This window comes from Sphingobacterium bovistauri (genome assembly GCF_020295405.1).
Lineage (GTDB): Bacteria > Bacteroidota > Bacteroidia > Sphingobacteriales > Sphingobacteriaceae > Sphingobacterium > Sphingobacterium bovistauri.
Map to the genome: position 1 here is coordinate 1 of NZ_JADEYP010000031.1, position 26,628 is coordinate 26,628.

Genomic DNA, 26,628 nt, shown 5'->3' on the forward strand with positions numbered 1-26,628 from the left:
AACAGACCTACCAATTGAGCGCTTACAGGATGATTATCCAAATATCTTCTTTAAAAAAAGCCCGAATTCCGTTGTCATTCGAGTACCCTCACGCACCAGGTTCCAATCTCTTGTGACGATCTCTCCGGTATCCAGTACCGTCCAGCGACGACGGCGGATATGTAGCGTAACTTTCTGACCTCGAATGGGAAAGTCTGAAATTTCAGTGGAAGGCATAAACCCCTTTGACTCCAACTTGCTGTTCTCATAACTTGTCGGAGCAATATTAAGCTCATCTAAATAAATATGGAGTTGATTGTCAACTTGATCGACTTCTAAAATCTGAAAATATTCCAAAAGCCCTTCGGGCATCAATAAGGATAGTAATTTACGTTCGGCTTCTTGCAAGGGATATCTGTATTAAGGATACTAAATTAAGAAATTTTTAACACTCCCCCCAAGAATTCAGCTTGATCCATACTAGATTCGGTATAGAAGCTACCCCTATGAATTTTTAGGATTGTTATTAAATAACAAATGAATAGAGCAATCTAATTCATTTGTTACTTTAACAAAAAAAAAGCCTCACATTACTGTGAAGCCTTTAGAAGCGGGTAAGTAATCGGGCTCGAACCGACGACCCTCGGTACCACAAACCGATGCTCTAACCAACTGAGCTATACCTACCGTGATTGTGATACAAAAGTAGCATAAAACCCCATTCTTTGCAAATATTTCCGCAAAAAAAACCTCATTGTGAAATAACACAATGAGGATTAGGGAATTATTTTTACAATACGATTAAATCATATCAACGCTGCGCTTCACAAATGATGTCAAATCAGCTCCTGTCAACAATCCACGGGACAATAAAGCAAGATCAAACGCTTGTTTTGCTAGTTTTCCACCTTCTTCTTCCGAACTTTCGATGATTCGTTTCACTAATGGGTGATTACCATTAACAGTCACTTTGTAATTGTCAGGTAAGTTACCATAAAAGCCCATACCACCGCCAGTTTTTGCCATATCTTTCATACGACGCATGAATTCATCTAACGTTACAGACACAGGCAATTCGTCAGCAGCTAGTGCTTCTACATTCACATTCATATCTGTACGACTGATTGCCTTAGTGAATAATTCGGATGCTTTTTTACTTTCTTCCTCCGACAACGTTAATTCTATTTTTTCATCCTTTTGAATCAATTTGTCGATTATATCTGAATCAATGCGCTTCAGTTGAACCTTCTCCCCTCCTTTTTGTTCCAAATAAGAAGTGAAGTGTGTATCCAACGGCCCATCCAATACTAATACTTCATAGCCTTTAGTCTTAGCCGTAGAGATAAATCCATCTTGCTGAGCCACATCTGAAGTATACAAATAAACGATGTTTCCATCTTTGTCTGATTGAATATCCTTTATCTTTTCGTAATATTCTTTGATCGTATAGTTTTCACCATCGGTATTTTTCAATAGACAGAATTCATTTGCCTTTTCTGCAAATTTCTCTTCGCTCAACATACCATATTTGATAAACAAACCGATGTCATTCCATTTCTCTTCAAAACCCTTGCGATCAGTTTTGAAAATCTCTTGCAACTTATCTGCTACTTTCTTCGTAATGTAGTTACTGATTTTCTTTACATTTCCATCTGCTTGCAAGAACGAACGTGATACGTTCAATGGGATATCTGGTGAATCAATTACGCCGTGCAACAACATCAAATACTCAGGAACAATGTCTTTCACCTCATCCGTGATAAATACCTGACGTGAATACAATTTGATTTTATTGCGTTGAATTTCTAATTCATTTTTGATTTTAGGGAAATACAGAATACCTGTCAAGTTGAACGGATAATCTACATTCAAATGAATCCAAAATAATGGTTCATCAAACGAATTAGGATACAATTCACGGTAAAAAGCCAAATAATCCTCATCTTTTAATTCTGACGGTGCTTTTGTCCATGCTGGATTTGTATTGTTAATAATATTATCAACTTCTACAGATTTGTACTTTGCTTTACCTTCTTCATCCTCACCATCCGGCTCAGACGTAGTTTTAGTACCAAAGCGAACTTGAACAGGTAAGAATTTAGCGTATTTATCTAAAATTTCCTGAAGTCTAAATTTGCTTAAGAATTCTTTAGAATCTTCGTTGATATGAAGAATCACATCTGTACCGCGTGTAGTACGTGTACCTGCCGAAATTTCATAAGAAGTGCTACCGTCACATACCCAATGTGCAGCTTCTGCCCCGTCTTGATACGACAAAGAATCTATTTCAACTTTGTCAGCGACCATGAATGCTGAATAGAAACCTAAACCAAAGCGACCAATAATTTCATTCGCGTCATTAGCCTCTTTAAATTTCTCCATAAATTCAGTTGCGCCAGAGAATGCAATCTGATTGATGTATTTTTTTATTTCTTCAGCGGTCATACCGATACCATTATCCGAAATAGTAATGGTTTTCGCTGTTTCATCAAACTTCACATCAACTACCAAGTCACCTACTTCGCCATTAAATTGACCTAAAGATGAAAGACGTTTGATTTTTTGTGATGCATCTACTGAATTAGAAACTAGCTCACGTAAGAAAATCTCATTGTCCGAGTAAAGGAATTTTTTGATAACGGGAAATATATTCTCGGTGTGAATCGAAATAGTACCTTTTTCTGTGCTCATATATATTTATTATTTCAAGTTTAAATTTTACAAGATAGAATCATCAAGGCACGTTCCAAAAGGTTTAGTTAAGACATTTTGACAGAAAAAGTGTCAAAATTTAATTTTATTTGCAAAAAGAAAAATAATCTACTACATTTGTAGAGTATTCAGAATTGCTAAGCAATACCAACCGAGTGTAGACACCGCGGTGGTAAAATAATACGGGTTCAACACCAAAATAAACGTTCTGAAATAACGCTTGTTTCCCAAAAATTTCTGAATACAATTTATGGTTTAACCTTTTAAATTTTTAAATTGTATGTCAAACACAATCCATCTTTATCAGCACTTAATCGAAAAATTCAGCAATTATTCGATTGAAGAACTTATCCAACTCAATAATGAAACTGTAAAAGGTCAAGGTTGGGGAACTACTAAAGCAACCTTTCGAACAGCTATTATCACCGCTTTTTCAAGAAAGGGCATTGATCTGTCACATATTATTTCCAAAGAAGATGGTTTTACTTCCGTAAAATCAGTACCAGTTCGGTTGGAAGACAATACACTTATTCCATTGGCCTATTAACTATTTCAAACACAATAATTTTAATCTTTTGCCAAAAGATTATGCACCAAAAAAGAGACGCGATGCGTCTCTTTTTTGGAATTGATAATTGTCAATTTATAATGACTATTTTTTAATACAACGACCATCAAAAAATATTAATTTGCTTTCGCCAGTGCATACAATGCGAAAGTCCCTAACCAATGCGACCCCATATAATCATCCTTTGCAGATAAATTTGGCAATGAAAAATTGACATGGTCATTAGCAATCACTTTTAAGTGTGATAGTTCGACTACTTTTTGACTTATTCCATATAAACAAGCAGCACGACTATAGTTCAAGCCGTCTAAATGCACTAATTTACCATCCGAACGATCTTTTACAATAGCCGGCTTTAGTTCGAAGTCTTTAGCAAACAAATTTGGCATAAATTTTTTCAACCAATTTCTATATATATCCCCATCTAAGACTTTTGACATAAAATAAGCTTCTTCCAAACAAGGCGAAAGGAAATCATAACCACTTGGCTCATATGCCAAATCACAATTCACATCGTGCTGAAAAAGTCGTTTACCATGTTCAATTATCGCATTTTCAAAAGCTTTGTCACCTACAGATCGAGCATAATCTAAAGATAGGGACAAACCAAAAGCTGAATTATCATGCTGACCAGCACGTATTGGATAAACTAATTTTGGCAAATAATCTATATAGCGTTGTACTAATACATCAACTAAAGGTTGTAAATTAGATTTCCATCGCTTCGCATCGGCATCATCCCATTTAGATAGACTCTCCTGCAACTTAAATAACCATGCCCATCCATATGTACGCTCAAAACTTGTATTATTTTCATCATTAAAAAACGACAATTCAACAACGACATTTTCTGCTGTGATATGCTTATTTAATAATGCCCTAATATTTCCATCTGCATCCAAAGATGGGTATTTTTGCATCAACTCTACAATAGACCAATAGCCATGCACGGAAGAATGCCAATCAAAACAACCATAAAATATCGGACGCAACTGTTTTGGAGATTTCAAATCTGCATCAGAACCCAAAACTTGCATCAATTTATTTGGATATTCGACCTCCAAACAATGTATTGGTAGTTCAAAAATACCCTTTGCTTTCTCTTCACTCAACACAATTTGCTTGACTGTATCTTGTTGATTTAAGGATTGATTAACCTTTGACGACTTATCACTACAACCCCAAAAAGATATTGCAAGATAAAACAATGGAATGGAAACAACTTTAAACTTCATTTGTTAGATTTATATGTTAATTATAACTTTAAAAGTAAAACAAATTTATAAACTAAAAAAACATGAATATTACAGACTTAATAACTGGCGGTATAGGTTCAAAAGCGATCTCAACTATTGCTAAAACTTTAAATATTGACGAAAGCAGGGCAAAATGGATTGTTGCAGCAGCTGTCCCTTTAATGATTGCTGCGCTTAATTATAATTCTAAAAAAAGCGCTGAAAAAGAAGAAGGAATCAACAAAGCATTAGAGCAGCATGGTAACAGCAGCATCTTAGACCAATTAGGTGGAATATTAGGTCAAGGTCCAACGGATGATGACAATAAAATTGTAAATCACATGTTTGGAAGGAATACTGAATTAGTAACAAATAGTTTAGCTGAGAAAACAGGTATATCTACTTCTCAAATCGGAGGTGTATTAGCTACTCTGGCTCCTATTGTAATGGGGTATTTAGGAAATCAAAAACAACAATCATCTGGAGGCGGAATTGGAGATTTAATAGGAAGTGTACTTGGTGGTGGTCAATCTAATTCTTCTGCTGGTGGTGGAATTTTAGGTTCTATTCTAGGTAGTGTACTTGGTGGTGGCGGCGGAAGTAACCAACCTACTTCTCAAGGCGACTTGGGAGGCTTAGCAGATTTGGCAGGTGATTTTTTCAATCAAGGAAACGACAATAATAAAAAAGGCTCAATCCTTGACTCCTTAGCTGGAATTTTCGGGAAATAACCTCCACTATTATAATAGAAAAAGCGATGAATGTACATCGCTTTTTCTATTGTATTTTTAAGTAGATAAAGTTATCTATATTTCTTCAAGCGATTTTCCTTTTGTCTCTGGTAGGAACAAAATAAATATAAACGAAAATACAACCATAACAGCGTAAAGAAGAAAAATGTAAAAACCTCCTTGGGCATTTCCCTCTACTATGATAGGAAATATCCAAGAGATCAACGCTGCAAAAACCCAATGTGTAGTACTTCCCAAAGAAGAGCCTTGGGCCCGTACTTCATTTGGAAATATCTCTGCCAGGAACACCCAAATTACAGCCCCCTGTGATAAAGCGAAACAAGCGATAAATCCTATGATGTAAAATAAAAGATAACTTGAAGCTTCACCTTTTAATCCATAAGCTGTTAACATTAAAAAAATAAACATTCCTATTGCCCCCCAGAGAAGTAACTTTTTACGTCCTACCATATCAATAATACTCATTCCTAAAAGTGTAAATAGAACATTTGTTCCACCAATAAATATAGGCTGTAAGTAACTTAAACCTGCATCAAAACCAGCCATATCAAATATCCGTGGAGCATAATATAATATAGCATTAATACCCGTCATTTGGTTAAAAAATGCCAACATCACCGCTAAAATGATTGGTTTAAAATATCTCGCTTGAAATAAAGATGTTACTTGAGTTTGCTTATCATTAACCAATGTTCTTTCAAGACCCAATTTATCAAATACAACATTCGCCTTTTCACTATCTCCATTCAATGCCAACCAACGTGGGCTCTCAGGAATATTTCTCAATAACGCATAAAATGCTATAGATGGTATCGCCATAATGCCCAACATGTATCTCCAAGCATTGTCCCCTAAATTAGCAAATAAGAAATTTGTTAGATAGGCTATGAATATCCCAGACACAATCATAATTTGAAATAACCCAGTTAATTTACCCCGGTCCTTTGATGGTGAAATTTCAGTGATATATACAGGACCAACGACTGAACTAATTCCAACAGATACTCCACCCAAAAATCTAAAAAATAAAAACATGGACCAGAATCCTGCAAGTGCACAACCTATTGCAGACAATAAATATAATACAGCAATAAAGAGCAACACTTTTTTCCTGCCATATTGATTCATAATTTTACCTGCATATAGAGCACCTAAAATTGTACCTATAAGAGAAATAGATACAGTTAAACCATGCCAAAAGGAATCCAAGTGCCATAGTTTTTGTATTATTCGCTCAGCTCCAGAAATGACGGCAGTTTCAAATCCAAATAGAAAACCTCCTAACGAAGCAATCAAAGCATATTTCCAAACATTTTTCATAATTAGTTGATTAAATTGACTCAGAATTTCTTGTTGTATATTCAATCATTCCTAAAAACATATTTACTTCGTCCATAGAAGCAATTTGAATTGGAATGGTACAACTTGATTGTAAATTTTCGAAAAATAAATTATGCGATTTTGCAATACTCCCTCCAAGAATAATTACATCTGGATTAAGTGGAATAATATATTGCGCAATAAACTGTTGTAAAGCAATACATAAGAAGTTGAAAGCTTCATTCTTTTGCACTTCCCATTGTGGATGAATCACCAAATCTTTAATCTCCTCAAAACTATCCTGATCTGACTTTTTAACTTGCGCCAACATTCCTCGCGTTGATATATAATCTTCAGAAATACCGTTTCTAAAAGGTGAAGAACCATAATTTAGATCTTTGACAAACCCATTAACATAAAACGCTGAACCTAAACCAGTTCCTAACGTCAATCCAACAACAGCTTTATCAAATTTATTCAACCCAAAAACTTCACCCAATAAAAAGGCTTGCGCATCATTATAGAAGTAGATTCTGTCTGAAGAAACTTTATATTTATCTGAAAAATAAGCCTTTAAATCCATATTCAACAACGATTGATATTTATGCATACCATCCATTAATGATATACCATGTATATAATCGAAGGGACCTGGAATAGACACATAAATTTCAGAAATAGCTTCTTCTATTTTTTTCAACACTGAAGAAATCGCCTTATCCCATTGAGATAAGACAATATTTCTATCTGCCATACTATCTAAATCTACACGTGCATACCCATCTTTATAAAGCTTTTTATCAACTTTATGTACAACTGCGCACGAAATATGTGAACCTCCTACATCCAAGCATAAAACTAAACTATCCATCATTACTATTTAGTGTTTGGAAGCGGATCGAAGTTTGTTGGGTTTTTGGGGTCAAAAACAGCCACAGCCACTTGTGAATCTGCACAGCCATAGTATAAAAACCATTTAGATTTATAATATGATAATCCTTGTATAAAAACAGTTCCATCAACATATTGGCCACTTTTTTCAAAATCTTCCATCGGTCGCAAAAAAGGAGTATCCAATCTCTGAATTACCTTTGTAGGGTCATTTTTATCAAATAATACTTGACCTGCACTATATGTTCCTAGTGTAAATCGCTGATCGGCTAAATCTTTATTATTTTCATTTTTTCCATTATAGAGCAGAAGGATACCCTTATCTGTTAACACTGCAGGTGGACCACATTCTGTAAGTGCACTATCAAAAAATCCAGGTCTAACTTCAATAAACTTTTTCAATTCACCATTCTCATCTAAAACAGGCTCCCAATCAACTAGATTATCTGATGTTGCCCCTTTCACCCCATGTTCACCCCAATACATCCAATATTTTCCATTGACTTTAGTAATAACAAGATTTCCATCTCGTATTGTAGTTAGAATTGATGCTGACTTATGAGACATCTCCATTAAAGGCTTGTAACTCGAATTTTCGAATATAGGCCCATGCTTCTCCCATTTTCGCAAATCTTTTGAAGTAGCAACACCTAATCTAGGTACTTTTCTATTCCATTGGGTATAGAACACTACAAAAGTACCATCTTCTGTAACCGCAACACGAGGATCTTCCACACCTCCTGGCCACTCATATTCCTTTTGGTTATCATCTGCCGGAAACAGTACAGGTTCAGTATATCGCTCAAAATTGATCCCATCAATACTACTTGCTAACCCTAATCTAGAAGTACGCAAACCTATTCCTGTAGCCGTATTGTCCTCTGCCCTATACAAGACAAATAATGTATCATCTTTTACTACAGATCCAGGATTAAACGCATCACTTTCCTCCCATTTTAACATTTTTCCAGCCATTGGGTCTAGAAATACAGAATTAGTATCTGGTTTAATTATTGGATTGACTCCTTCGGGTCTTTCAAAACCTCCAAGAACCCAATCTGGAATTTGATTAATGACTATTTCTTTCTTTTGTCCTGAACAAGAAATCAGAAATAAAGATGATGCTACAAATAATATATTTTTCATAATTAATAATCTGGATTTTGCGATATTTTACCTACTGTTTTATCTACTTCTGCTTGCGGAATTGGGTACAACATGTGTTTGTCTGCAAATGGTTTACCTAATGAGTTTAATTTCTGTTTAGCAATCCCCCATCGTCTCAAATCAGAAAAGCGATGACTTTCAAATCCAAGTTCTACACGACGCTCTTGTTGCAACCAAGCCATAGCGTCAGTTGCACTTGCATTTGATGCACGGTCAGGCAAAAGAGAATTATCTCCTCCACGAGCACGTTGACGTATTTTATTTATTATTGCTATACCTGCAGCCACCTGATTATCTTTAATCAAAGCTTCAGCTTTCCACAACAATATATCCGCATAACGAATGTAGATTCTGTTTACTGGCGAATTATCATTTCCTTTAAAACTACCATTTTGTGCGCCCAATAATTTATAAATCTGTTGATCAGTTATATTCACTGTTAGTGATTTTCTTGGATCACCACTTTCAAATGAATTTAAAAAATCTGCTGATGGCGCTATAAATCCCCAGCCGAGTAATGCTGTGAAACCATTACCACGACTAGGTTGCATTCCAGGTTGATGATCATAAATAAAAATATTCTCACGCTCTGTATAGGCTTTTGAATCATCAAATGCATCAAAATAGTTGACATTTAAGTCATAAAAGTTTAATTGTTCAATAGCATTTACCTGAGCTACAACACCTTTCCAATCCTCTTCAAATAGAGATACTTTAGCCAACAATGCCATAGCTGCACCCTTTGAAGCTCTCCATTTTTCAGAATCACTACTGAATCGAGCATTAGGCAACCCTCCTATTGCAATATTTAAATCCTCCTTAATTTGTTTGAAAACCTCTACTTTACTCGTTCTAACAGCAACTTCATAAGCCTCATTAAAATTTGATAAAGGTTTAAGTAATAAGGGAATATCTCCAAACAACTTCACCAAATCAAAATAGAAAAACGCACGTAAAAATGAAGCTTCTGCTAACAAACGCGTACGTTGCTCATCTTGTATATTCAACTTTGCTAAAGTAGTCGGATCTGTAAGTTGAAAGATTGCTGTATTACTACGTGATATTCCTTCATAATTATATTTCCATATTCCAGCAAAAGCACCGTTTTCAGGAGTAAAATTGAAATTTGCAATATCGTCCATCCAAGCTTGATCACCATCAGGCGACCATTTTTTAATAACATCTCCTGAAGCAATATCTTCTAATAAAAAATCTGGACGAACTACTAGACCGCCATTCCAATCCCAATTACCATAAATATTCAATGTATAAGACAAAGGACGGTAAGCGTTTTCTATACCTGTACGAACTGTTCCTTCAGTAGGATCCACTTGCACTTGTTCTTTTGTCAAAATACCAATAGGATCTTTATCCAAATATTTAGAACAGCCAGTCATTGTTATTGCCGCTCCTATTATATATAATTTAAAATTTCTCATGACTTAAAAATTAAAATTAAGACCTACCAAAATAGATTTAGACTGAGGATAAGTGCCTTTATCTATCAGATCAGTTGTTTCTGGGTCCAGCCCCTTGTACTTGGTCCATGTGAAAAGATTTTGACCTGATACATATAGACGAGCATTATTTACACCTAATCTCTTTGCATATTGACCAAATGAATAGCCGACTTCTAAATTCTTCACTCTCAAAAAAGATGCATCTTCGATGTAAAGTGTAGAGAACTTGCTTATCCCAGTATCCTCAAATGCAACACGTGGTAATGTATTCGATGACCCCTCTCCATCCCAAGCATCCAACATACGAGTAGTATAATTAAATGGGCGTGTATCAAAATCTATAATACGCATACCATCATTATAACGATCTACTTTACTTACTCCTTGAAAAAACACATTCAAATCGAAACCTTTGTAATCAAATCCCGCAAAGAAGCCATAACTTAATTTAGGTATTGGATTGCCAATAAATGTACGATCCATATCATTTATCAATCCATCAGCATTCAGGTCTCTGAATTTTATATCGCCAGGCTTATTCGATGGATTGGTAACACCATGTAAATGACTAGTTATCTCATTTTGATTTTGATAAATTCCATCCATTTGATAGCCATAATATACATCTAAGGGCTGACCAATTTCTGCTCTCGAATATGTCCCGATAATACGTGGTACATTTTCATGCAATGCAACCACTTTATTATCTATACTTGTTATATTTCCACCAAATGAATAATTGCCATCAGTTCCTAATCTATTTCTATATTTTGCTGTGAATTCAAACCCCTTATTATCAACTTGACCTGCATTCACATAAGTTGCATCAACATTTCCAATAAATGTAGGAAGACTTACTGCCAATAAAATATCTTTTGTTTTCTTGTGAAAAACATCAGCCGTAACCTCCAACTTGTTATTCATTAAACGTAAGTCAATACCCAAATTGTTTTGCAATGTACTTTCCCATCTTAAATCTGGGTTACCGTATCGTGTTATATTTCCCTCTCTGCTAAATAATGACAAATAAGCGTAATTAGGTATATTTTGATTACCCAATTTTCCTGAACTTCCTCTTAATTTAAGGAAATTCACAACACCATCGCTTGGGAAGAATCCCTCATTACTCACAGTCCAACCTAATGCAATTGAAGGAAAATATCCCCATTTATTATCAGATCCAAACCTAGATGATGCATCTGCACGTAAGTTTCCTGTTATATTATAACGATTTTTATAAGAATATGTAGCAGAACTAAATACAGAAAACAACCCCCATTCATTAGCAAATCCTCCATTCCATAAGTCTTGCCCTGTGCCACCTAAATCCATATATTGAAACCTATCAAGTGTATATTCAAATCTTCTCCGTGAAGCATTAATTGAATTACTTACATTGTTTATAAACTCTGTACCTACCAAGGCATTTAATAAGTGGTCACCAATAGTTTTATCATAACTAAGTATATTATTCCAAGTGATTGTATAATCCTCACCTCTATCTTCATTCAAACCATTAGGTCGATTATGCCTTCCTTGACCAATATCCACAGATGGATTAACTCTTTCATCATCACCAAAATTTTGCATAAACACCTTACTATGATTGAAATTTAGTTCAACACCAACATTTGATCTGAAACGTAAAGATTTATCTTTCAAAATATCTACCCCTGCTTCTACATTACCAAATAATTTGAATTGCCTCTGGTTATTATTTGAGTAATAAGCTTGAGCTATAGGGTTTTGAGACCATTCGTATAAATTAGATTGAAAATTTGTTGGGCTTACATAAAATGGCAAATCCGTAAATCGATTGTGCTCCGAATAAGTTGGATCATTTTGATCTCTATAGACACCCAATACAGGAGGTCTCAATAATGCATGACGTATAATCCCTGGTACATCTCCTCTAGAAGATACAACCATCTTATCTTGATGATTCAATAAGATATTAGTCTTCAACTCCACACGATCTGATAGTTTAGCTCTAACATTAGAACGCAATTCTAAACGTCTATATTTATCATTATTAAATTTTACTATACCATTTTGATCATAATATCCTCCAGAAAATAAATAAGATATCCGTTCAGTAGCACCTGAAGCAGATAATTGCAAACTGTTTGTTTTCCCTTGTTCAAACAATTCATTTAGCCAATTTGTATTTGAAAGATCAGTTCTATTCTTTTGAGCTGCATACGGATTATTTCCTGAAGAATTTGAATTAGCCCAAGCTCTTTCTAGTGTATTTAAATAATCTGTAGTATTCATCATTTCAGGAAGATTAACAGCGTTGTTTACACCCGTATATACATTCACATCAAACTTTGCACTTCCAACTTTTCCAGATTTTGTTGTTATTAAAATTACACCTGCTGCAGCTCGAGAACCATAGATTGCAGCCGACGAAGCATCCTTTAATACAGAAATTGATTCTATATCTGCAGGATTAATGAAACTAAAATTGGTTGTAGGAATCCCATCTACTACAAATAAAGGTGAATTATTACCAATAGTACCCACACCTCTAACCCTAATGTCTATTGCATCTCCAGGTTGTCCTGTAGATTGTGTAATATTAATACCACTAGCTTGCCCCTGCAACATCTGAGCTACATCCTGTACTCTTCGTTTCTCAGCAACTTTCATATCTACTCTACTAACTGCTCCTGATATATTTGACTCTTTCAAACTATTATATCCGACAACTATAACCTCTTCTACTTCCTGAGTATCAGAATCTAAAGTAATTTTAAGATCATTGTCTCTAGATGTAATTACATAATTAACTGTAATGTAACCGGTATACGTGATAATCAATTCATCACCTTCTTTCGCCGAAACACTAAACTTACCATCTGATTTAGTAAAAGTAACCGCATTAGAGGTTTTGTTACGTACAGAGGCGCCTACTAAAGGTTGCCCCTCCGAGTTAACGACACTCCCAACATAAGTCTGCTGACTCAAGGAAGTCACAAATGACACCCGTGTACTAGAATACGCATGATGTAGCGGGATACAAATGGAGACGGAGACAATACTACATAATACTGACATCCGTTTATTAAAAAACTTTAATCTGTTCATAATGATTTAAATTGGTTATATCATTAAATTGCAAAACCGGTTTTGCAATTTAATTTAAATTTAGATTATCTAATTTATAATTCCAAATTTATTTTTTTGAACTAGCTCTTATAATCAATTCTGAAGGAATTATACATTCTTCGATCAGCTCGATCGAATCATTTAAACGGCTTATGATCATTTTTACAATTTCATTTGCAATAGCTTCCAAAGGTTGTCTAATACATGTTATATTGGGAGTATAAAGTTCAAACAACTCGTGATCATCAAAAGCAGCAATTCCATAATTCGTTGACTTACCTATTGACTGTAAGACCTTCAAAGTCTTTACACATAAATAATTTGTGCTAAAGTATAATGCATCCAATTCTGGGTATTTATGCAAAAACGATAGTAATTCCCCTAAGCCTTTATCTTGATTAGATCTGTAAGGTAATTTCAAAGTGAAGCTTACTAAAAAATTATCATTTAAGACCTCTTCATAACCTCGCAAACGATCTGTCATTTGAGGCTGGTCTGAATCAATGGTGATCATGGCTATTTTTTTAAATCCTTGATCAACTAAATGTTGTACAGCCTTCTTACTTGATGAATAATTGTCTGTTCCAACATAATTAGTACTTAACCCAATAACTCTCCGGTCAAACACTACTAATGGGAAATTTTTATTACGAATTTTTTGAATATTTTTCAATTGTCCTACAGCAGGAGAAATTATAATACCTTCTACCTTTTTTTCTATCATAGTTTCTAGAATTTCGTTAGAAATCTTAGTATCCCCCATTGTACTACTATAGAAAACTTGGTATCCGTATCTTCTTAAATTCTCTTCTATATAAAGTGCGATAGGTCCAAAAAAAGAATCGCCTATGTTTTCAACTATCAAACCTATGGTTTTAGACTTACCTGTCGCCAAACTCTGTGCTAAAGCATTTGGTTTGTAACCAATCTCTTCGACATAGTCTAATATACGTTTTGCTAAAGCTTTACTAATACGCCCCTGCTCTGCCTTTCCATTTATAACTAAAGAGACAGTAGATTTAGAAACTTTTAAATATTTAGCAATTTCGTTTATAGACATTTAATGAATAATTTAATCAATTACAATATTAATAACTAATTATAATATGCTCAACACATTTTATTTATTTTATATGTCTACTATTCTTAAAGCTACAATAATCATTATGTATCATTAAGAAATCATTTAAACAATCTTAGTGTACTTTTTACAATAAGCTTTCATTTAAAACTATTCATTATCAGTTTATTTAGCTACATTTGCAGGGTCTAAAATAGTTTTATATGTCAATTAACAAAGGCTTGATAGCTCTTGCGTTCGGTGGTCTTGCCATTGGGATGACAGAGTTTACCATGATGGGTATTCTACCTGATATCGCTAAAGATGTAAATATCGATATCCCAACAGCAAGTAATTTAATAGGTCTTTACGCATTAGGTGTGGTAGTAGGCGCTCCTACTCTAGTAGCAGCTACATCCAAATATCCTGCAAAGAATGTGCTATTATTTCTTATGTTGTTGTTTTTTATATTCAATGCCATTTTCACATTTGCTCCCAATCAATGGAGTTTGTTTATCTCAAGATTTATTTCAGGTCTACCGCATGGTGCTTTCTTTGGAATTGGCTCAGTGGTAGCTGCTAAGTTAGCCAAACCTGGAAAAGAGGCACAAGCCATATCTATCATGTTTACAGGAATGACCATAGCAAATTTGGCTGGCGTGCCCTTAGGTACATACATAGGTCACCATTACGACTGGCGTATTACCTACGGAGTGATTAGCGTACTGGGATTATTAACTTTTCTCACTATTTATTTGTGGATGCCGACTTTCCCTGCGAGTAAGAATAATAATATTATCAAACAAATTAGTTATTTCAAGCGCTGGGACGCATGGTTAATGATAGCAATTATTTCAATAGGTACAGGAGGTTTGTTTGCCTGGATTAGTTACATCTCTAAGTTAGTCACCACTGTTTCTGGTTTGTCAGAAAACAGTGTTTCCATTATTATGATACTTATAGGTGCAGGTATGTGTGTAGGTAATTTATTAGGGGGCAAAGTCGCAGATTCATTATCACCAAGTAAAGCTGCTATCGCTTGTTTCCTAGCTATGGCAACCTGTTTATTAATTCTATTTTTTGTTGCTCATATTACCATCTTAGCTTATCCCATGGCATTTATTACAGGAATGATCGCGTTCAGTATAGCACCTTCTTTACAGATGATGCTTATTAATAATGCTAAGGGAGCAGAAACTTTTGCTGCATCAGCAGGACAAGCCGCATTTAATATTGGAAATTCAATTGGTGCATATTTAGGTGCTATTCCAATCATATATGGCTTTTCTTACAATTACCCATCTTTAGTTGGTGTGGTAATGGCAAGTATTGGTGCTGTATTAACGTACGTATTCTTAATAAAGGTGGAAAAGAAAGACAAATCTACTAAAATACCTTCATCAGAATCTATTAATCAATTTCAAGAAGCATAATAATACTTCTTAACAATACTCAGAAAGCTCAATTTTAGTAAAATTGAGCTTTCTGAGTATATATAAAATGTTTTAAAACTGAAATAATACGAAATCACTCCGCATTTAAACAACAAAAGCTTTGATTTATAACCAATTAATCATCACATTCAACAAGATTTAATTATATTTACGCACTAAATCAGTTTAAACAATAGTTTTTATCTACCTTTTAATACATCGATCTAAAAAGTGCGTATCGACATCTCTAAAGTATTTGATAATGAAAATTATCTTATTGCAAAGTTAGTGCAATCAGATCATCATGCATTTGAATATATATTTAACATGTACTACCCACGTATTTGTATTTATGCACTTCAATTTACTACTGAGAATGCCCAAGCTGAAGATATAGCTAAAGAAGCCTTTATTAGAATTTGGAAAGCTAAAACTGTGTTCAAATCAATCGAACATCTTAAAAACACCCTTTATCAAAGTGCCCGACAAATAGCCACAAATTATCAAGTAGCCAATCAACGTTCCATAAATCGTGAGCTCATCTACCAAATGAATCAAGAGCAACACGAGGAACATGCCATGCACAATATCATATATACAGAAGTAATGTCAGAACTGTATAATGCCATTCAAAAACTTCCAGAACAAGCTAAAAATGTCATAATATCGACTTATTTGGAAGGGAAATCTAATCAAGAAGTGGCACAAGAAATGAGCCTTTCGTTACAAACAGTAAAAAACTATAAACTTCGAGGAATAAAGCAGTTACGACAATTACTTTCTTCAGAAATTTATATACTACTTATTGCTACTAACTTTTTTTTAGAAAAAAATTAACTTCAATAAGTACTTTTCATATTCGGTATGGTAATAGTAGTATAAATCTACCATTAATGTACCAGAATCAACACGAACCACAAGAAATTGGTCAATTACTTTTAAAAAAAATAAATGGAAATTTATCATTAGAAGATGAACAAGTTTTGAAACAATGGTTGTCAGCGGACCCACGTAATCAAGCATTGTACGCGCGTTGTATTGATCCATTACAGCAGAAACAAGTGTATGCATTCTTAAATAAGATAGACACCTCTAAAGCTTGGTTAGAAATTCAAACAGATTTAGAAATCACTCCTACTAAAATTCATAAAAGTAATCGGTATATATGGCGATACAGTGTTGCAGCTGCATGTGCGTTATTAATAGGATCTATTTTCTTATGGACAAAGCATAACAACACCTTAAATAACACCGAGACTATCACTAAACTGGATTATAAACCCGCTTCGAATAAAGCAATCATAAAATTATCCAATGGTGAGTCTTTTACATTAGATAACAATCAAGATTTGGTTGAAGTTAACTCGAAATCCATCACATATAGCGATGGAAAGACTATAACTTCAACCGATGACATTACTTCTGCAGAAATCAACACACCTAGAAGTGGGTATTACAAAATAATTTTACCAGATGGAACACAGGCACAACTGAATGCCGAAAGTAGTCTTTCTTACCCGCTGACTTTCCATGGTCATACACGTGAGGTTTGGATTACCGGTGAAGTTTATTTTGATGTAAAAAAGAATGAAAAACAGCCTTTTGTTGTACACACCCAGAGACAAGAGATACAAGTTCTAGGAACCTCATTTAATGTAAATGCTTATGATGAAAAAAACAGTATCAAGACCTCACTAATAAAAGGAATTGTAAAAGTCGCTAACAAATCGAATAAAGCTTCTTCGTCAAAAATATTGTATCCTAATCAACAAAGTATTTTAAGCACGGGCAAAATACTTGTCAAAGAAATAGATCCAAAAGTCGAAATAGCATGGATAAATGGGAAATTTAATTTCGATGGTAAACATCTCAAAGAGGTCATGCTCGAAATATCACGTTGGTATGATATTGATGTATTTATAAGTAATGACGTACCTAATATTGAATTTTTCGGAGGTACATTCCGCAACAATAACCTATCGACTATTTTATCCTTGTTAGAACAAAACAACATATCCTATACAATATCAAAGGACAAGAAATTATATATCAAAATGAAAAATTAACCTAAAAAAATGAAAGGAGAGCCCATAAAAAAATAACAAATAATAAAAAAAGCAGAGAAATGAGGCAACATTTCCCTGCTCAAAAAATGGTTCAATTAAACTGAACTATAACCTATGTGTAAGTAACAGAACTCTAACTAAACCTTAACAAATTTAATGAATTTAAATTACTTATTACGAGTGATAAAACTAACCGCGTTCCTGTATTTTACAGCTTTTTTACAAATTAGCTTTGCTTCTAATGCGCAAACTATTACCCATAATTCCAAAAGAGAGTCTTTGGAAAAAATACTTCAGATTATCAAATCACAAACACAGTTTGAAGTTTTGGGTACTAAAAGTATGTTGGATAATAGTGTTCCAATATCCATTGATGCTAAAAACATGCCATTGGAAACTTATCTACGAAAAGCTTTTGAAAAGCAACCCGTGGGTTTCAGAATTGTAGATCATACAATTGTCCTCACCAAAAAAAACACGTATAAATCACTTGATGCAAATCGTATGGTATTGGAACAAAAACAATCACGCATTATTTTAAAAATAATAAATGAAAAAAAAGAACCAATAGCAGGCGCTACTATTGCCTCTACTACAATTAACCTAGGAAATACCAATGAAAATGGAGTGTTTCAAGTTGAAACAGCTCCAGCAGATGGTATTATCATTGTAAAAATGCTTGGCTACGAAACTTTGAGACACAAATTGGCAGAAGGAAAATCTGAGTTCACATTAAAACTTGAAGAAGAAGTAAATGAAGTAAATGAAGTTATCATAACTGGATATCAAACTATTAACAAAAATTCTTTCACTGGAACTGCAATTTCCAAATCTGGAGAAGAATTGAGACAAGTAAATCCACAAAATGTATTACAAGCGATACAGGTGTTTGATCCTTCATTCAAATTATTAGACAATAATTTATTGGGATCCAATCCTAATGCTATGCCTAATATCACAATAAGAGGAACTTCATCGTTACCTACAGGAAACAATGAGATATTACGTCGTGATAACATCACCACGAATACCAATATGCCTGCATTCATACTTGACGGTTATGAAGTCGGTGTGGGTAAAATCTTAGACTTGGATATGACCCGTATTGAATCAGTTACGCTACTTAAAGATGCGGCGGCTACTGCAGTATACGGATCTAGAGCAGCAAATGGTGTTGTGGTTATTACTACCAAAGCACCTAAGGAAGGTCAATTACGTATTAGTTATTCCCATGAAACTCACGTAAACACCCCTGATCTAAGAGATTATAAACTTCTCAATGCAGCTGAAAAACTTGAATATGAACGATTGGCAGGATTGTATAGCAATGAAAATCAAAATGTCTCTCAAATTGAGCTTGATAGGTTATACCACAATAAGCTAAAGAGTGTCGTTGGTGGTATCAATACGGACTGGATTTCACAACCGGTACGTACTGCTTTAGGACAGAAACACGGAATCTATTTGGAAGGAGGCGCTCCTACATTCCGCTATGGTGTTGATCTTCGTTATCAAACACGTCCTGGTGTAATGAAAGAGTCTTCTCGAAATCAATATTCTGGTGGTGTAAATTTAAGTTATCATCTTAAAAACAAAATCAGATTCCAAAATGAGCTTGCTGTTAGTATGGTCAATGGTCATGAGTCTCCGTATGGAAGCTTCTCAAGTTATGCCCGAATGAATCCATATTATAGAATGACTGATGATAATGGGAATATTATTCAGCAGGTAGGTGGCTGGAATAGGTATTATAGCAATGGAGCATCTGTAGCAGAAAATGTGTTAAACCCTTTATACAATGCAACATTAAGTAATTTCGATCAGTCGAAATATTCAGAAATCATGAATAATTTGGCTATAGATTATGAAATAGCATCCGGTCTTAGATTAAGAGGTCAATTGAGTTTATTAAAAAGAATGAATTTATATGATACATTCTTATCACCTAAATCAAACGAATTTTACAACTACCCAACATCTCAAACTGATCAAAAAGGAAGCTATTCGAGCGGTAACAACGACGAAATATATTGGGATGGTAATATCCGACTGAATTGGATGAAAAGCATTGGTAAAAACCTAATCAACCTAGTAGCTGGATCAAACATACGTAGTGATTTTTCCGACTACCGTATGTTTACAGCACATGGATTTGCAAACGATAGATTCACAAGCATAGGATTTTCAAAAGGTTACCTTGAGAATGCTAAACCATACAGTAGTTTGAATGAGTCAAGACTTATTGGTGCATTTTTGAGCAGTAATTATTCTTACGACAACAAATATCTACTAGATTTCACTGTTAGGGCAGATGGTTCTTCGAAATTTGGATCAAATAATAGAGTTGCTCCTTTCTGGTCTACAGGTATAGGTTGGAACACACACAATGAAGAATGGTTCGATTCAGAAGTATTTTCCTTGTTGAGATTTCGTGCGACTACTGGTATGACTGGTGCTGTTCAATTCTCACCGTATATGTCGCGTACAACATATAATTACGACCAGGGCAATTGGTATTCATCGGGTATCGGTGCTATTGTAAATAATTATGGCAATGAAAACCTAGGCTGGCAAAAAACAAGATCAACAGATATTGGTATTGATGCAGGCCTTTGGAAAGATCGATTAACTTTATCTGCAAGATATTATTACAAATTAACTAAGGACATTCTTGCGGATATAAATATAGCTCCATCTACCGGATTCGTCTCATACAAAGAAAACTTGGGAGATATGGAGAACAAGGGTATTGAACTTAATTTCAATGTTTTCGCTGTGAAAAACAGCGATTGGACAGTAAGTTTTATGGCCAATATTGTACGCAATGAAAACAAAATTGTTCGCATCTCCAATGCACTAAAAAGCTACAATGACCGTGTAGATGAAGCACAGGGCGAAAATGATTTAATGGGTGTACCATTGTTGAGGTATAATGAAGGTCAATCTGTAGATGCTATTTATGCAGTACCGTCTTTAGGTATCGATCCTGAAAATGGTCGTGAATTGTTCAGAAAACAAGACGGTTCACTTTCTTACAATTGGGATGCTCGAGATATAGCCGTTGTAGCAGTAGCCACACCTAAAGCCGAGGGATTTTTGGGTGCCACTATACGTTACAAACAGTTTTCTGCTGTTACATACGTCCAAGTTCGTGTAGGAGGAAAATCTTATAATCAAACATTGGTGGATAGAGTAGAAAATGCGGATCCAAGATACAATGTAGACTCTAGGGTATTAGAAGAGAAATGGAAACAACCAGGTGACCTTAGTTTTTACAAAAGTATCCGTGATTTAGGGCAGACTCGTGTTTCTTCAAGATTTATTATGGACGACAATTTAGTGAATTTACAATCCCTATTTCTATCCTACGATGCCAAACAAGAGTTTGCTCAGAGATTCAAATTATCAAATTTGAGATTTAATATCACTACCAATGATTTACTCAGATGGTCATCTATACAGCAAGAAAGAGGAATTAGTTATCCATTTGCACGTAGCCTAAGTTTCGCACTACAAGCATCTTTTTAACAGAATAAATATTTGAAAATGAGAAGATCACTATCATTATATATTATCATTACAACACTACTTTGTACCTCCTGTGCAAAATGGCTTGATATTAAACCTGAAACAGAAGTAGATAAATCACAATTATTCACGACAGAAGATGGGTTTAAAGAAGCCTTGTTAGGAATTTACATTAGAGGCAGTAAAACAGATTTGTATGGTAAAGAATTAACAGTGGGTATGCCTGAAGTATTGGCACAAAACTACACTATGGCAACATTTGATTCGCACAGATATAAAGCCACATCCCAATACAAATACGACGACCAATATTTTATCTCAAGAAAAGATAATATATGGAAAGGTCTTTACAACGGAATTGTAAATGCCAATTTGATATTAGAAAATATTGACCAACAGCGTCGACTATTCTTTGAAAACAATTATGAGCTAATAAAAGGTGAAGCACTAGGGCTACGTGCCTATCTTCATTTTGATATTTTACGTCTATTTGCGCCGAGCTATATTCAAAATCCAAATGCTAAAGCAATTCCTTATGTGACAGTGTACAGTAACCTTTCAACACAATTTGCTACAGTGGCGACAACTATTGATTCTATCGTTGTTGATTTAGAAAAAGCAAAAGTATTGTTAGCAAATGACCCTATTATCAAAAACTCCTATCGAATAGGTTATCCAAATCAAATAGATACATTATTAAATTCTGAAACTTCCAATCCTGATCTTTTTCTGCAAAACAGAAGACATCGAATGAATTACTTTGCTGTGTGCGCAACTTTAGCACGGGTTCATTTGTACAAAGGAGATTATGCAAAAGCATTGACAAATGCTAAAATCGTAATTGACTCCAAGAAATTTCCTTGGACAAATACGACAGACTTTATTGCTGTAGATGACAAAAACAAAGATCGAATCCTGTACAAGGAGATTCTATTCGGATGGTACATTCCATTATTGAATACAGAACTAAACACAAATTGGTTCTCCAACGGTAATTCTGGAATGTATTTAGAGCAAATTGATGCACAATCAATTTATGAGACCTCAAGTATAGGAGCAACGGATTTACGTTATAACCATTGGTTTATGACCGTAAGTAACGGTAACAATTATCTTTCAGAGATTGTCAAATACCGTCGTAATCCTCTATCTGATAATCAATCGGCCAATTTACACTTCTTGATGGCACCAGCTTTAAAATTAAGTGAAGTGTATTTGATAGCAGCAGAAAGCAGTTACGATAGTAACCCAACTCAGGCACTACAATATTTGGATGAAATCCGTAGAAATCGAGGTATCGGACAGCCTGTACTCGTTTCTAACAAACAAGAGTTCATTCGAGAAATTTTGAAAGAATTAAGGAAGGATACGTTTGCTGAAGGTCAACTTTTTTATGCTTACAAAAGACTGCACTCTCCTATTGCAGGATTACAAGGAACAACTATTCAGCCGGACAACAAAATATTTGTTTTACCTCTTCCAGACGATGAGATCATTTATGGAAATCAAAAAGATTGATGTATGAAAACAAATTTAAAATTAGCATATACAGTTTGGAGTATAATATTGACAGCAATTATTTTAACAGCCTGTCAAAAGGATGAGTTAACGACTTTTGATCACGACTCGGGAATTTACTTCGACCTATTAGGTGATGACAGAGATAGTATCATTTATACATTTGCCTACAATATGAATAAAGCTTCAGATACTGTACACATACCTGTAAGTATATCTGGAATTAGAGAATCTAAAGATAAATCATATAGCGTCTATGTAGAAGCTGACTCTTCAACTGCTAGTGAGGGCATACATTACCAAAAGCTATCGGAAAATTATATCGTGAGCAGTGGAAATGGTAAAACTACGCTGCCAGTAATCATACACAATACACCAGATCTAGAAGAAAAGAGTGTATCCTTAATTATCAAATTAAAGGAAACTAATGATTTTCACATTGAAAACCCTAGAATCATTCGCACTCGAGTGGTATTTTCAGCACGACTAGAGCAACCTATATGGTGGAGTATGTGGCTAGGTGAATATTCTAGAACCAAACACCAATTATTCATGATAGCGACGGAACAAACAACTTTGACAATGGATGGACTCGACGCTCCAAAAAACTTATTTTTTGCTGACATGCTGAGAATTATGTCAAATAATCCTTTCCAATGGGTGGATAGAAATCCTCTTAAGGGTTACGAAATCAAAACAGATGATAACGGTGCGACCTATAAATTCTTTCACAAAGAAAACCCAAATAGGACAATATTACTCCGTAAAAATGCTGGATCAGGATTATACCATTTTATTGACGAATTAGGAAGAGAGGTAAGATAATGAAAAGAAAAACACAGAGTTTAAGGATATTTCAATATAGTTTGGCTTTTTTATTCATATTAGTACTTGGATCTTGCTATAAGGACAAAGGAAACTATGCGTATAATATGCCTATTGAACCAAAAATTATAGGGCTAGATACCCTATACAATGCAATGGTCGGAGATAGCCTTATTATCAATCCAACTTTCGAAAATATTGCGAAAGAAGATATTGAATGTACTTGGGAAATTGCCGTACCTGAAGCGATAGACCCTACCCAATATAAGTACGTAGGCAATTCGGTACGTACTATCTTTGGTCTGCAAGCCAAATTATATAATGCGCGCCTCACCTTATTAAATAAATCAAATGGAATCAAATACTTTCACGACTTCAAGATTCAAGGTCAAACTGAATTTTCAAAAGGATCACTCGTGCTGAGTATAGAGAATGGTACTACTCAATTATCCTTTGTTAAACCAAATGGAGAGGTGCAGCCAAGAATCTATGAAGCTATAAATTTGAAACCTCTACCATCCATTCCCCTATCTATACATTACATCTCCAATAAATTCACAGGCAATACGCCTTTAGGCTACTGGATAGTGTGTAAAAATGATGGTGTCAGAATCAATGTCAATAACCTCAAGCAGGAAGAATTAAAATCTGGAACAATAAAAGATAACTTCTTCCTACCTCCCGCTTCTATAGATATTGGAAATCTACAAAAGCATGAGCAAGGAGTATTAATGGGTGTTATCAACAATAAATTCTATGGTGGTATCACGACGACTTGGGATCAAGCGAATACCTATGGAATGTTTGGAAATTATGCGGATGGGGATTACGAGCTAAGTGACAAATTTGTGATGCTGAATATCAACAACCAGGTAAGTTTCGTTGGCTTTGAAAAAACTAGAAAACAATTTTTACGTTTCAATGTCTACGGAGCACCGATGTATTTTGGCACACAATACACCGTATCCAGTACCGCTACATTTGATCCGACTAACTTAGGCTTAGACTTGCTGCACATTGTTCAAATCAACAATACTGATATTTACGCTTATGCAAAAGATGCATCAGGACAAATATTCGAATTGAAATTTAATGTGAATTTCAATGGTCCCTTTACCTTCACTCCTTTGCATAAAATAGCTTTTACAAACCAACAGATACTAAATGCAGCTAGCAAAATAGTAGCTACACGGGTAGGAAACATTTTCATCGCTAGTGGAAATAAGGTATACAGATACACTCCAATTAACCAGAACTTGACTGAAATAGAAACAAAATTCACAGCAGACATAACTATGCTCAAGCTTACAGAAGATGAGCAATCTTTGGTCGTTGGTGCAGGAACAAGTATTTATTACACCAATATTACGACAGGATCAAATGGTACACTCAAGGAGAAAATCGATGGTTTACCTGGTACAAGTATTGACATGACATGGCGTTAACCATCAAAAAAGAAAATTTTATGAAATCAATTTATTTAGTTTTAACTATAATATCGCTTGGTATCACAGCCAATGCTCAAAACCCAAGTTTCTCTATTGATGGCAAAGCCTCAAAAAAATTAGAAGGGAAGAAAATTTACATCGACTATGTGAGCGGCGGCTATTCTAAGGCCGATTCAACTGTCATTAAAAATGGTAAATTCTCCTTCACAGGTAATGTAGAGGAACCAAACTATGCTCGCATGATACTTGACACTGAAGGATTGGGTAAAATGAAAACTCAATACAACGGTGATAGATTGTATTTTTATATTGGAAATGAAAACTTCAAATTCAACATAAAAGATTCTATCAAAAATGCAGAAATTACGGGTTCTGATTTACACCAGTCCTTCGTAAACTATATAAAGTTTATCGGCGGTGACTTTATGGACATTATTGATCAAGGTAACGCTGCATTTAATGCTGTACCAGAAGATGCTGCAGACAAAAATGATCAATATGTAGCTATCAAAGCCAAATTCGATAAAAAATTTGATGACAGGAATGACAAACAGCTGGAATACGCAAAACTAAATCCAGCGTCTTTATTCGCAGTTGAGGGGTTGATAGAAGTAGCAAACAAAAGAGGTACAAAAGCAGTAGAACCAACATTTTCAGATTTAAGTAAGCCAATGAAGAGTTCTATTAAAGGTAAAGAACTAGAGGCTAGAATCTTTGCCGATAAGAATATTAAAGTTGGCAGTATAGCACCCAATTTCTCACAACCTGACCAAGACGGTAAAATGATTCAATTAACCGATTTCAAAGGTAAATTTGTCTTATTAGATTTTTGGGCCAGCTGGTGTGCACCTTGTAGAGCTGAAAACCCGAACCTTAGGAAAGCCTATATTAATTTCAAACCTAAAGGATTAGAAGTATTTGCGATCTCCATAGACGAAAACAACGGTCGTGACGCTTGGATTAAAGCGATCAAAGATGATGATCTTCCTTGGATTCATGCTGCAGACCTAAAAGGCTGGCGCAACGAGGCAGCCGTGCTTTATGGTGTGAGGGGCGTTCCTCAAAACTATCTTATCGATCCCAATGGTAAAATAGTAGCGATCAACCTCAAAGCAGAAAACCTGCACAAAGTATTAGCCGATTACTTAAAGTAATGTTGTATTAATTTTTAAATTGTGACAAACCAGATTATAGAAATATAGTCTGGTTTTTAAAAAATATAGGTTATCAGAATATATACTGTAAACAACAAAGCTCAACTTCTATGAAGTTGAGCTTTTATTTTTAGAGCCTCTTATCGGAATCGAACCAATGACCTACTGATTACAAGTCAGTTGCTCTACCAGCTGAGCTAAAGAGGCTGTTGGAGTGGAGGGAGAAGGATTCGAACCTTCGAAGCCGAAGCAACGGATTTACAGTCCGTCCCATTTGACCGCTCTGGAACCCCTCCAGACCTGTGAATTCTCACATTTAGAGCCTCCTATCGGAATCGAACCAATGACCTACTGATTACAAGTCAGTTGCTCTACCAGCTGAGCTAAGGAGGCGTATTATT

At 34.9% G+C, this 26,628-nt stretch carries 19 protein-coding genes, 4 tRNA genes and 1 riboswitch; of the genes, 10 read left to right on the forward strand and 13 right to left on the reverse strand.

Annotated features, from left to right (window positions below; translation table 11 throughout):
* Window positions 1–33: 33 nt before the first annotated feature.
* The 3 genes from IPZ78_RS14275 to htpG all read right to left on the reverse strand — a co-directional run bounded on the left by IPZ78_RS14275 (window position 34) and on the right by htpG (window position 2,670).
* Window positions 34–387, reverse strand: a complete 354-nt coding sequence (locus IPZ78_RS14275) for an ISAon1 family transposase N-terminal region protein (protein ID WP_225552058.1) — start codon at window positions 385–387, stop codon at window positions 34–36.
* A 205-nt stretch (window positions 388–592) separates the two neighbouring features.
* Window positions 593–666 (reverse strand) — tRNA-His (locus IPZ78_RS14280).
* 114 nt (window positions 667–780) lie between these two features.
* Window positions 781–2,670: a molecular chaperone HtpG gene (htpG, locus tag IPZ78_RS14285; protein ID WP_225554668.1), complete on the reverse strand. Its 1,890-nt coding sequence runs from the start codon at window positions 2,668–2,670 to the stop codon at window positions 781–783.
* A 140-nt stretch (window positions 2,671–2,810) separates the two neighbouring features.
* Window positions 2,811–2,903: riboswitch (SAM-I-IV-variant riboswitch) on the forward strand.
* Between the two features lie 68 nt (window positions 2,904–2,971).
* Here htpG and IPZ78_RS14290 point away from each other — a divergent pair.
* A complete protein-coding gene (locus tag IPZ78_RS14290) occupies window positions 2,972–3,238 on the forward strand; it encodes a 5-oxoprolinase (protein ID WP_225554669.1) in 267 nt (88 codons plus the stop codon).
* A 137-nt stretch (window positions 3,239–3,375) separates the two neighbouring features.
* On the opposite strand, the gene IPZ78_RS14295 is transcribed toward IPZ78_RS14290, so the two are convergent.
* A complete protein-coding gene (locus IPZ78_RS14295) occupies window positions 3,376–4,494 on the reverse strand; it encodes a DUF2891 domain-containing protein (RefSeq protein WP_225554670.1) in 1,119 nt (372 codons plus the stop codon).
* 62 nt (window positions 4,495–4,556) lie between these two features.
* Here IPZ78_RS14295 and IPZ78_RS14300 point away from each other — a divergent pair, with 62 nt between their 5' ends.
* Entirely contained in the window at window positions 4,557–5,225 is a 669-nt protein-coding gene (locus tag IPZ78_RS14300) for a DUF937 domain-containing protein (RefSeq protein WP_225554671.1), read from the forward strand.
* Between the two features lie 75 nt (window positions 5,226–5,300).
* Here IPZ78_RS14300 and IPZ78_RS14305 read toward each other — a convergent pair whose 3' ends face one another.
* From IPZ78_RS14305 to IPZ78_RS14330, 6 genes are all read right to left on the reverse strand, one after another.
* Window positions 5,301–6,566 (reverse strand): sugar porter family MFS transporter, encoded by a 1,266-nt coding sequence (locus IPZ78_RS14305; RefSeq protein WP_225554672.1) that lies wholly within the window; start codon window positions 6,564–6,566, stop codon window positions 5,301–5,303.
* 10 nt (window positions 6,567–6,576) lie between these two features.
* Window positions 6,577–7,440, reverse strand: a complete 864-nt coding sequence (locus IPZ78_RS14310) for an ROK family protein (protein ID WP_225554673.1) — start codon at window positions 7,438–7,440, stop codon at window positions 6,577–6,579.
* Window positions 7,441–7,442: 2 nt separating this feature from the next.
* The gene (locus tag IPZ78_RS14315) at window positions 7,443–8,603 is read right to left on the reverse strand and encodes a glycoside hydrolase family 130 protein (RefSeq protein WP_225554674.1); all 1,161 of its coding nucleotides are present in this window, start codon (window positions 8,601–8,603) and stop codon (window positions 7,443–7,445) included.
* Window positions 8,604–8,605: 2 nt separating this feature from the next.
* Window positions 8,606–10,063 (reverse strand): RagB/SusD family nutrient uptake outer membrane protein, encoded by a 1,458-nt coding sequence (locus IPZ78_RS14320; protein WP_225554675.1) that lies wholly within the window; start codon window positions 10,061–10,063, stop codon window positions 8,606–8,608.
* Window positions 10,064–10,066: 3 nt separating this feature from the next.
* Entirely contained in the window at window positions 10,067–13,174 is a 3,108-nt protein-coding gene (locus IPZ78_RS14325; protein ID WP_225554676.1) for a SusC/RagA family TonB-linked outer membrane protein, read from the reverse strand.
* 88 nt (window positions 13,175–13,262) lie between these two features.
* Entirely contained in the window at window positions 13,263–14,255 is a 993-nt protein-coding gene (locus IPZ78_RS14330) for a LacI family DNA-binding transcriptional regulator (RefSeq protein ID WP_225554677.1), read from the reverse strand.
* A 224-nt stretch (window positions 14,256–14,479) separates the two neighbouring features.
* Here IPZ78_RS14330 and IPZ78_RS14335 point away from each other — a divergent pair, with 224 nt between their 5' ends.
* The 8 genes from IPZ78_RS14335 to IPZ78_RS14370 all read left to right on the forward strand — a co-directional run bounded on the left by IPZ78_RS14335 (window position 14,480) and on the right by IPZ78_RS14370 (window position 26,227).
* Entirely contained in the window at window positions 14,480–15,688 is a 1,209-nt protein-coding gene (locus IPZ78_RS14335) for an MFS transporter (protein ID WP_225554678.1), read from the forward strand.
* Between the two features lie 231 nt (window positions 15,689–15,919).
* The gene (locus tag IPZ78_RS14340; protein ID WP_225554679.1) at window positions 15,920–16,525 is read left to right on the forward strand and encodes an RNA polymerase sigma factor; all 606 of its coding nucleotides are present in this window, start codon (window positions 15,920–15,922) and stop codon (window positions 16,523–16,525) included.
* A 56-nt stretch (window positions 16,526–16,581) separates the two neighbouring features.
* Complete coding sequence (locus IPZ78_RS14345) at window positions 16,582–17,754, forward strand: FecR family protein (RefSeq protein ID WP_225554680.1); 1,173 nt, start codon at window positions 16,582–16,584, stop codon at window positions 17,752–17,754.
* Window positions 17,755–17,910: 156 nt separating this feature from the next.
* Window positions 17,911–21,282 carry a SusC/RagA family TonB-linked outer membrane protein gene (locus IPZ78_RS14350; RefSeq protein ID WP_225554681.1) on the forward strand — a complete coding sequence of 1,124 codons (3,372 nt, stop codon included), beginning with the start codon at window positions 17,911–17,913 and terminating at the stop codon, window positions 21,280–21,282.
* An 18-nt stretch (window positions 21,283–21,300) separates the two neighbouring features.
* A complete protein-coding gene (locus IPZ78_RS14355; RefSeq protein ID WP_225554682.1) occupies window positions 21,301–22,800 on the forward strand; it encodes a RagB/SusD family nutrient uptake outer membrane protein in 1,500 nt (499 codons plus the stop codon).
* Between the two features lie 3 nt (window positions 22,801–22,803).
* Window positions 22,804–23,625 carry a DUF4843 domain-containing protein gene (locus IPZ78_RS14360; RefSeq protein ID WP_225554683.1) on the forward strand — a complete coding sequence of 274 codons (822 nt, stop codon included), beginning with the start codon at window positions 22,804–22,806 and terminating at the stop codon, window positions 23,623–23,625.
* Window positions 23,625–25,070: a PKD-like family lipoprotein gene (locus IPZ78_RS14365; protein ID WP_225554684.1), complete on the forward strand. Its 1,446-nt coding sequence runs from the start codon at window positions 23,625–23,627 to the stop codon at window positions 25,068–25,070. Before IPZ78_RS14360 ends, IPZ78_RS14365 begins: the two co-directional genes overlap by 1 nt.
* Before the next feature lie 20 nt (window positions 25,071–25,090).
* The gene (locus IPZ78_RS14370; protein WP_225554685.1) at window positions 25,091–26,227 is read left to right on the forward strand and encodes a TlpA disulfide reductase family protein; all 1,137 of its coding nucleotides are present in this window, start codon (window positions 25,091–25,093) and stop codon (window positions 26,225–26,227) included.
* Window positions 26,228–26,361: 134 nt separating this feature from the next.
* Here IPZ78_RS14370 and IPZ78_RS14375 read toward each other — a convergent pair.
* The 3 genes from IPZ78_RS14375 to IPZ78_RS14385 form a co-directional block, all read right to left on the reverse strand.
* Window positions 26,362–26,434 (reverse strand) — tRNA-Thr (locus tag IPZ78_RS14375).
* Between the two features lie 8 nt (window positions 26,435–26,442).
* Window positions 26,443–26,523, reverse strand: a tRNA-Tyr gene (locus IPZ78_RS14380).
* A 24-nt stretch (window positions 26,524–26,547) separates the two neighbouring features.
* Window positions 26,548–26,620 (reverse strand) — tRNA-Thr (locus IPZ78_RS14385).
* Window positions 26,621–26,628: the final 8 nt, after the last annotated feature.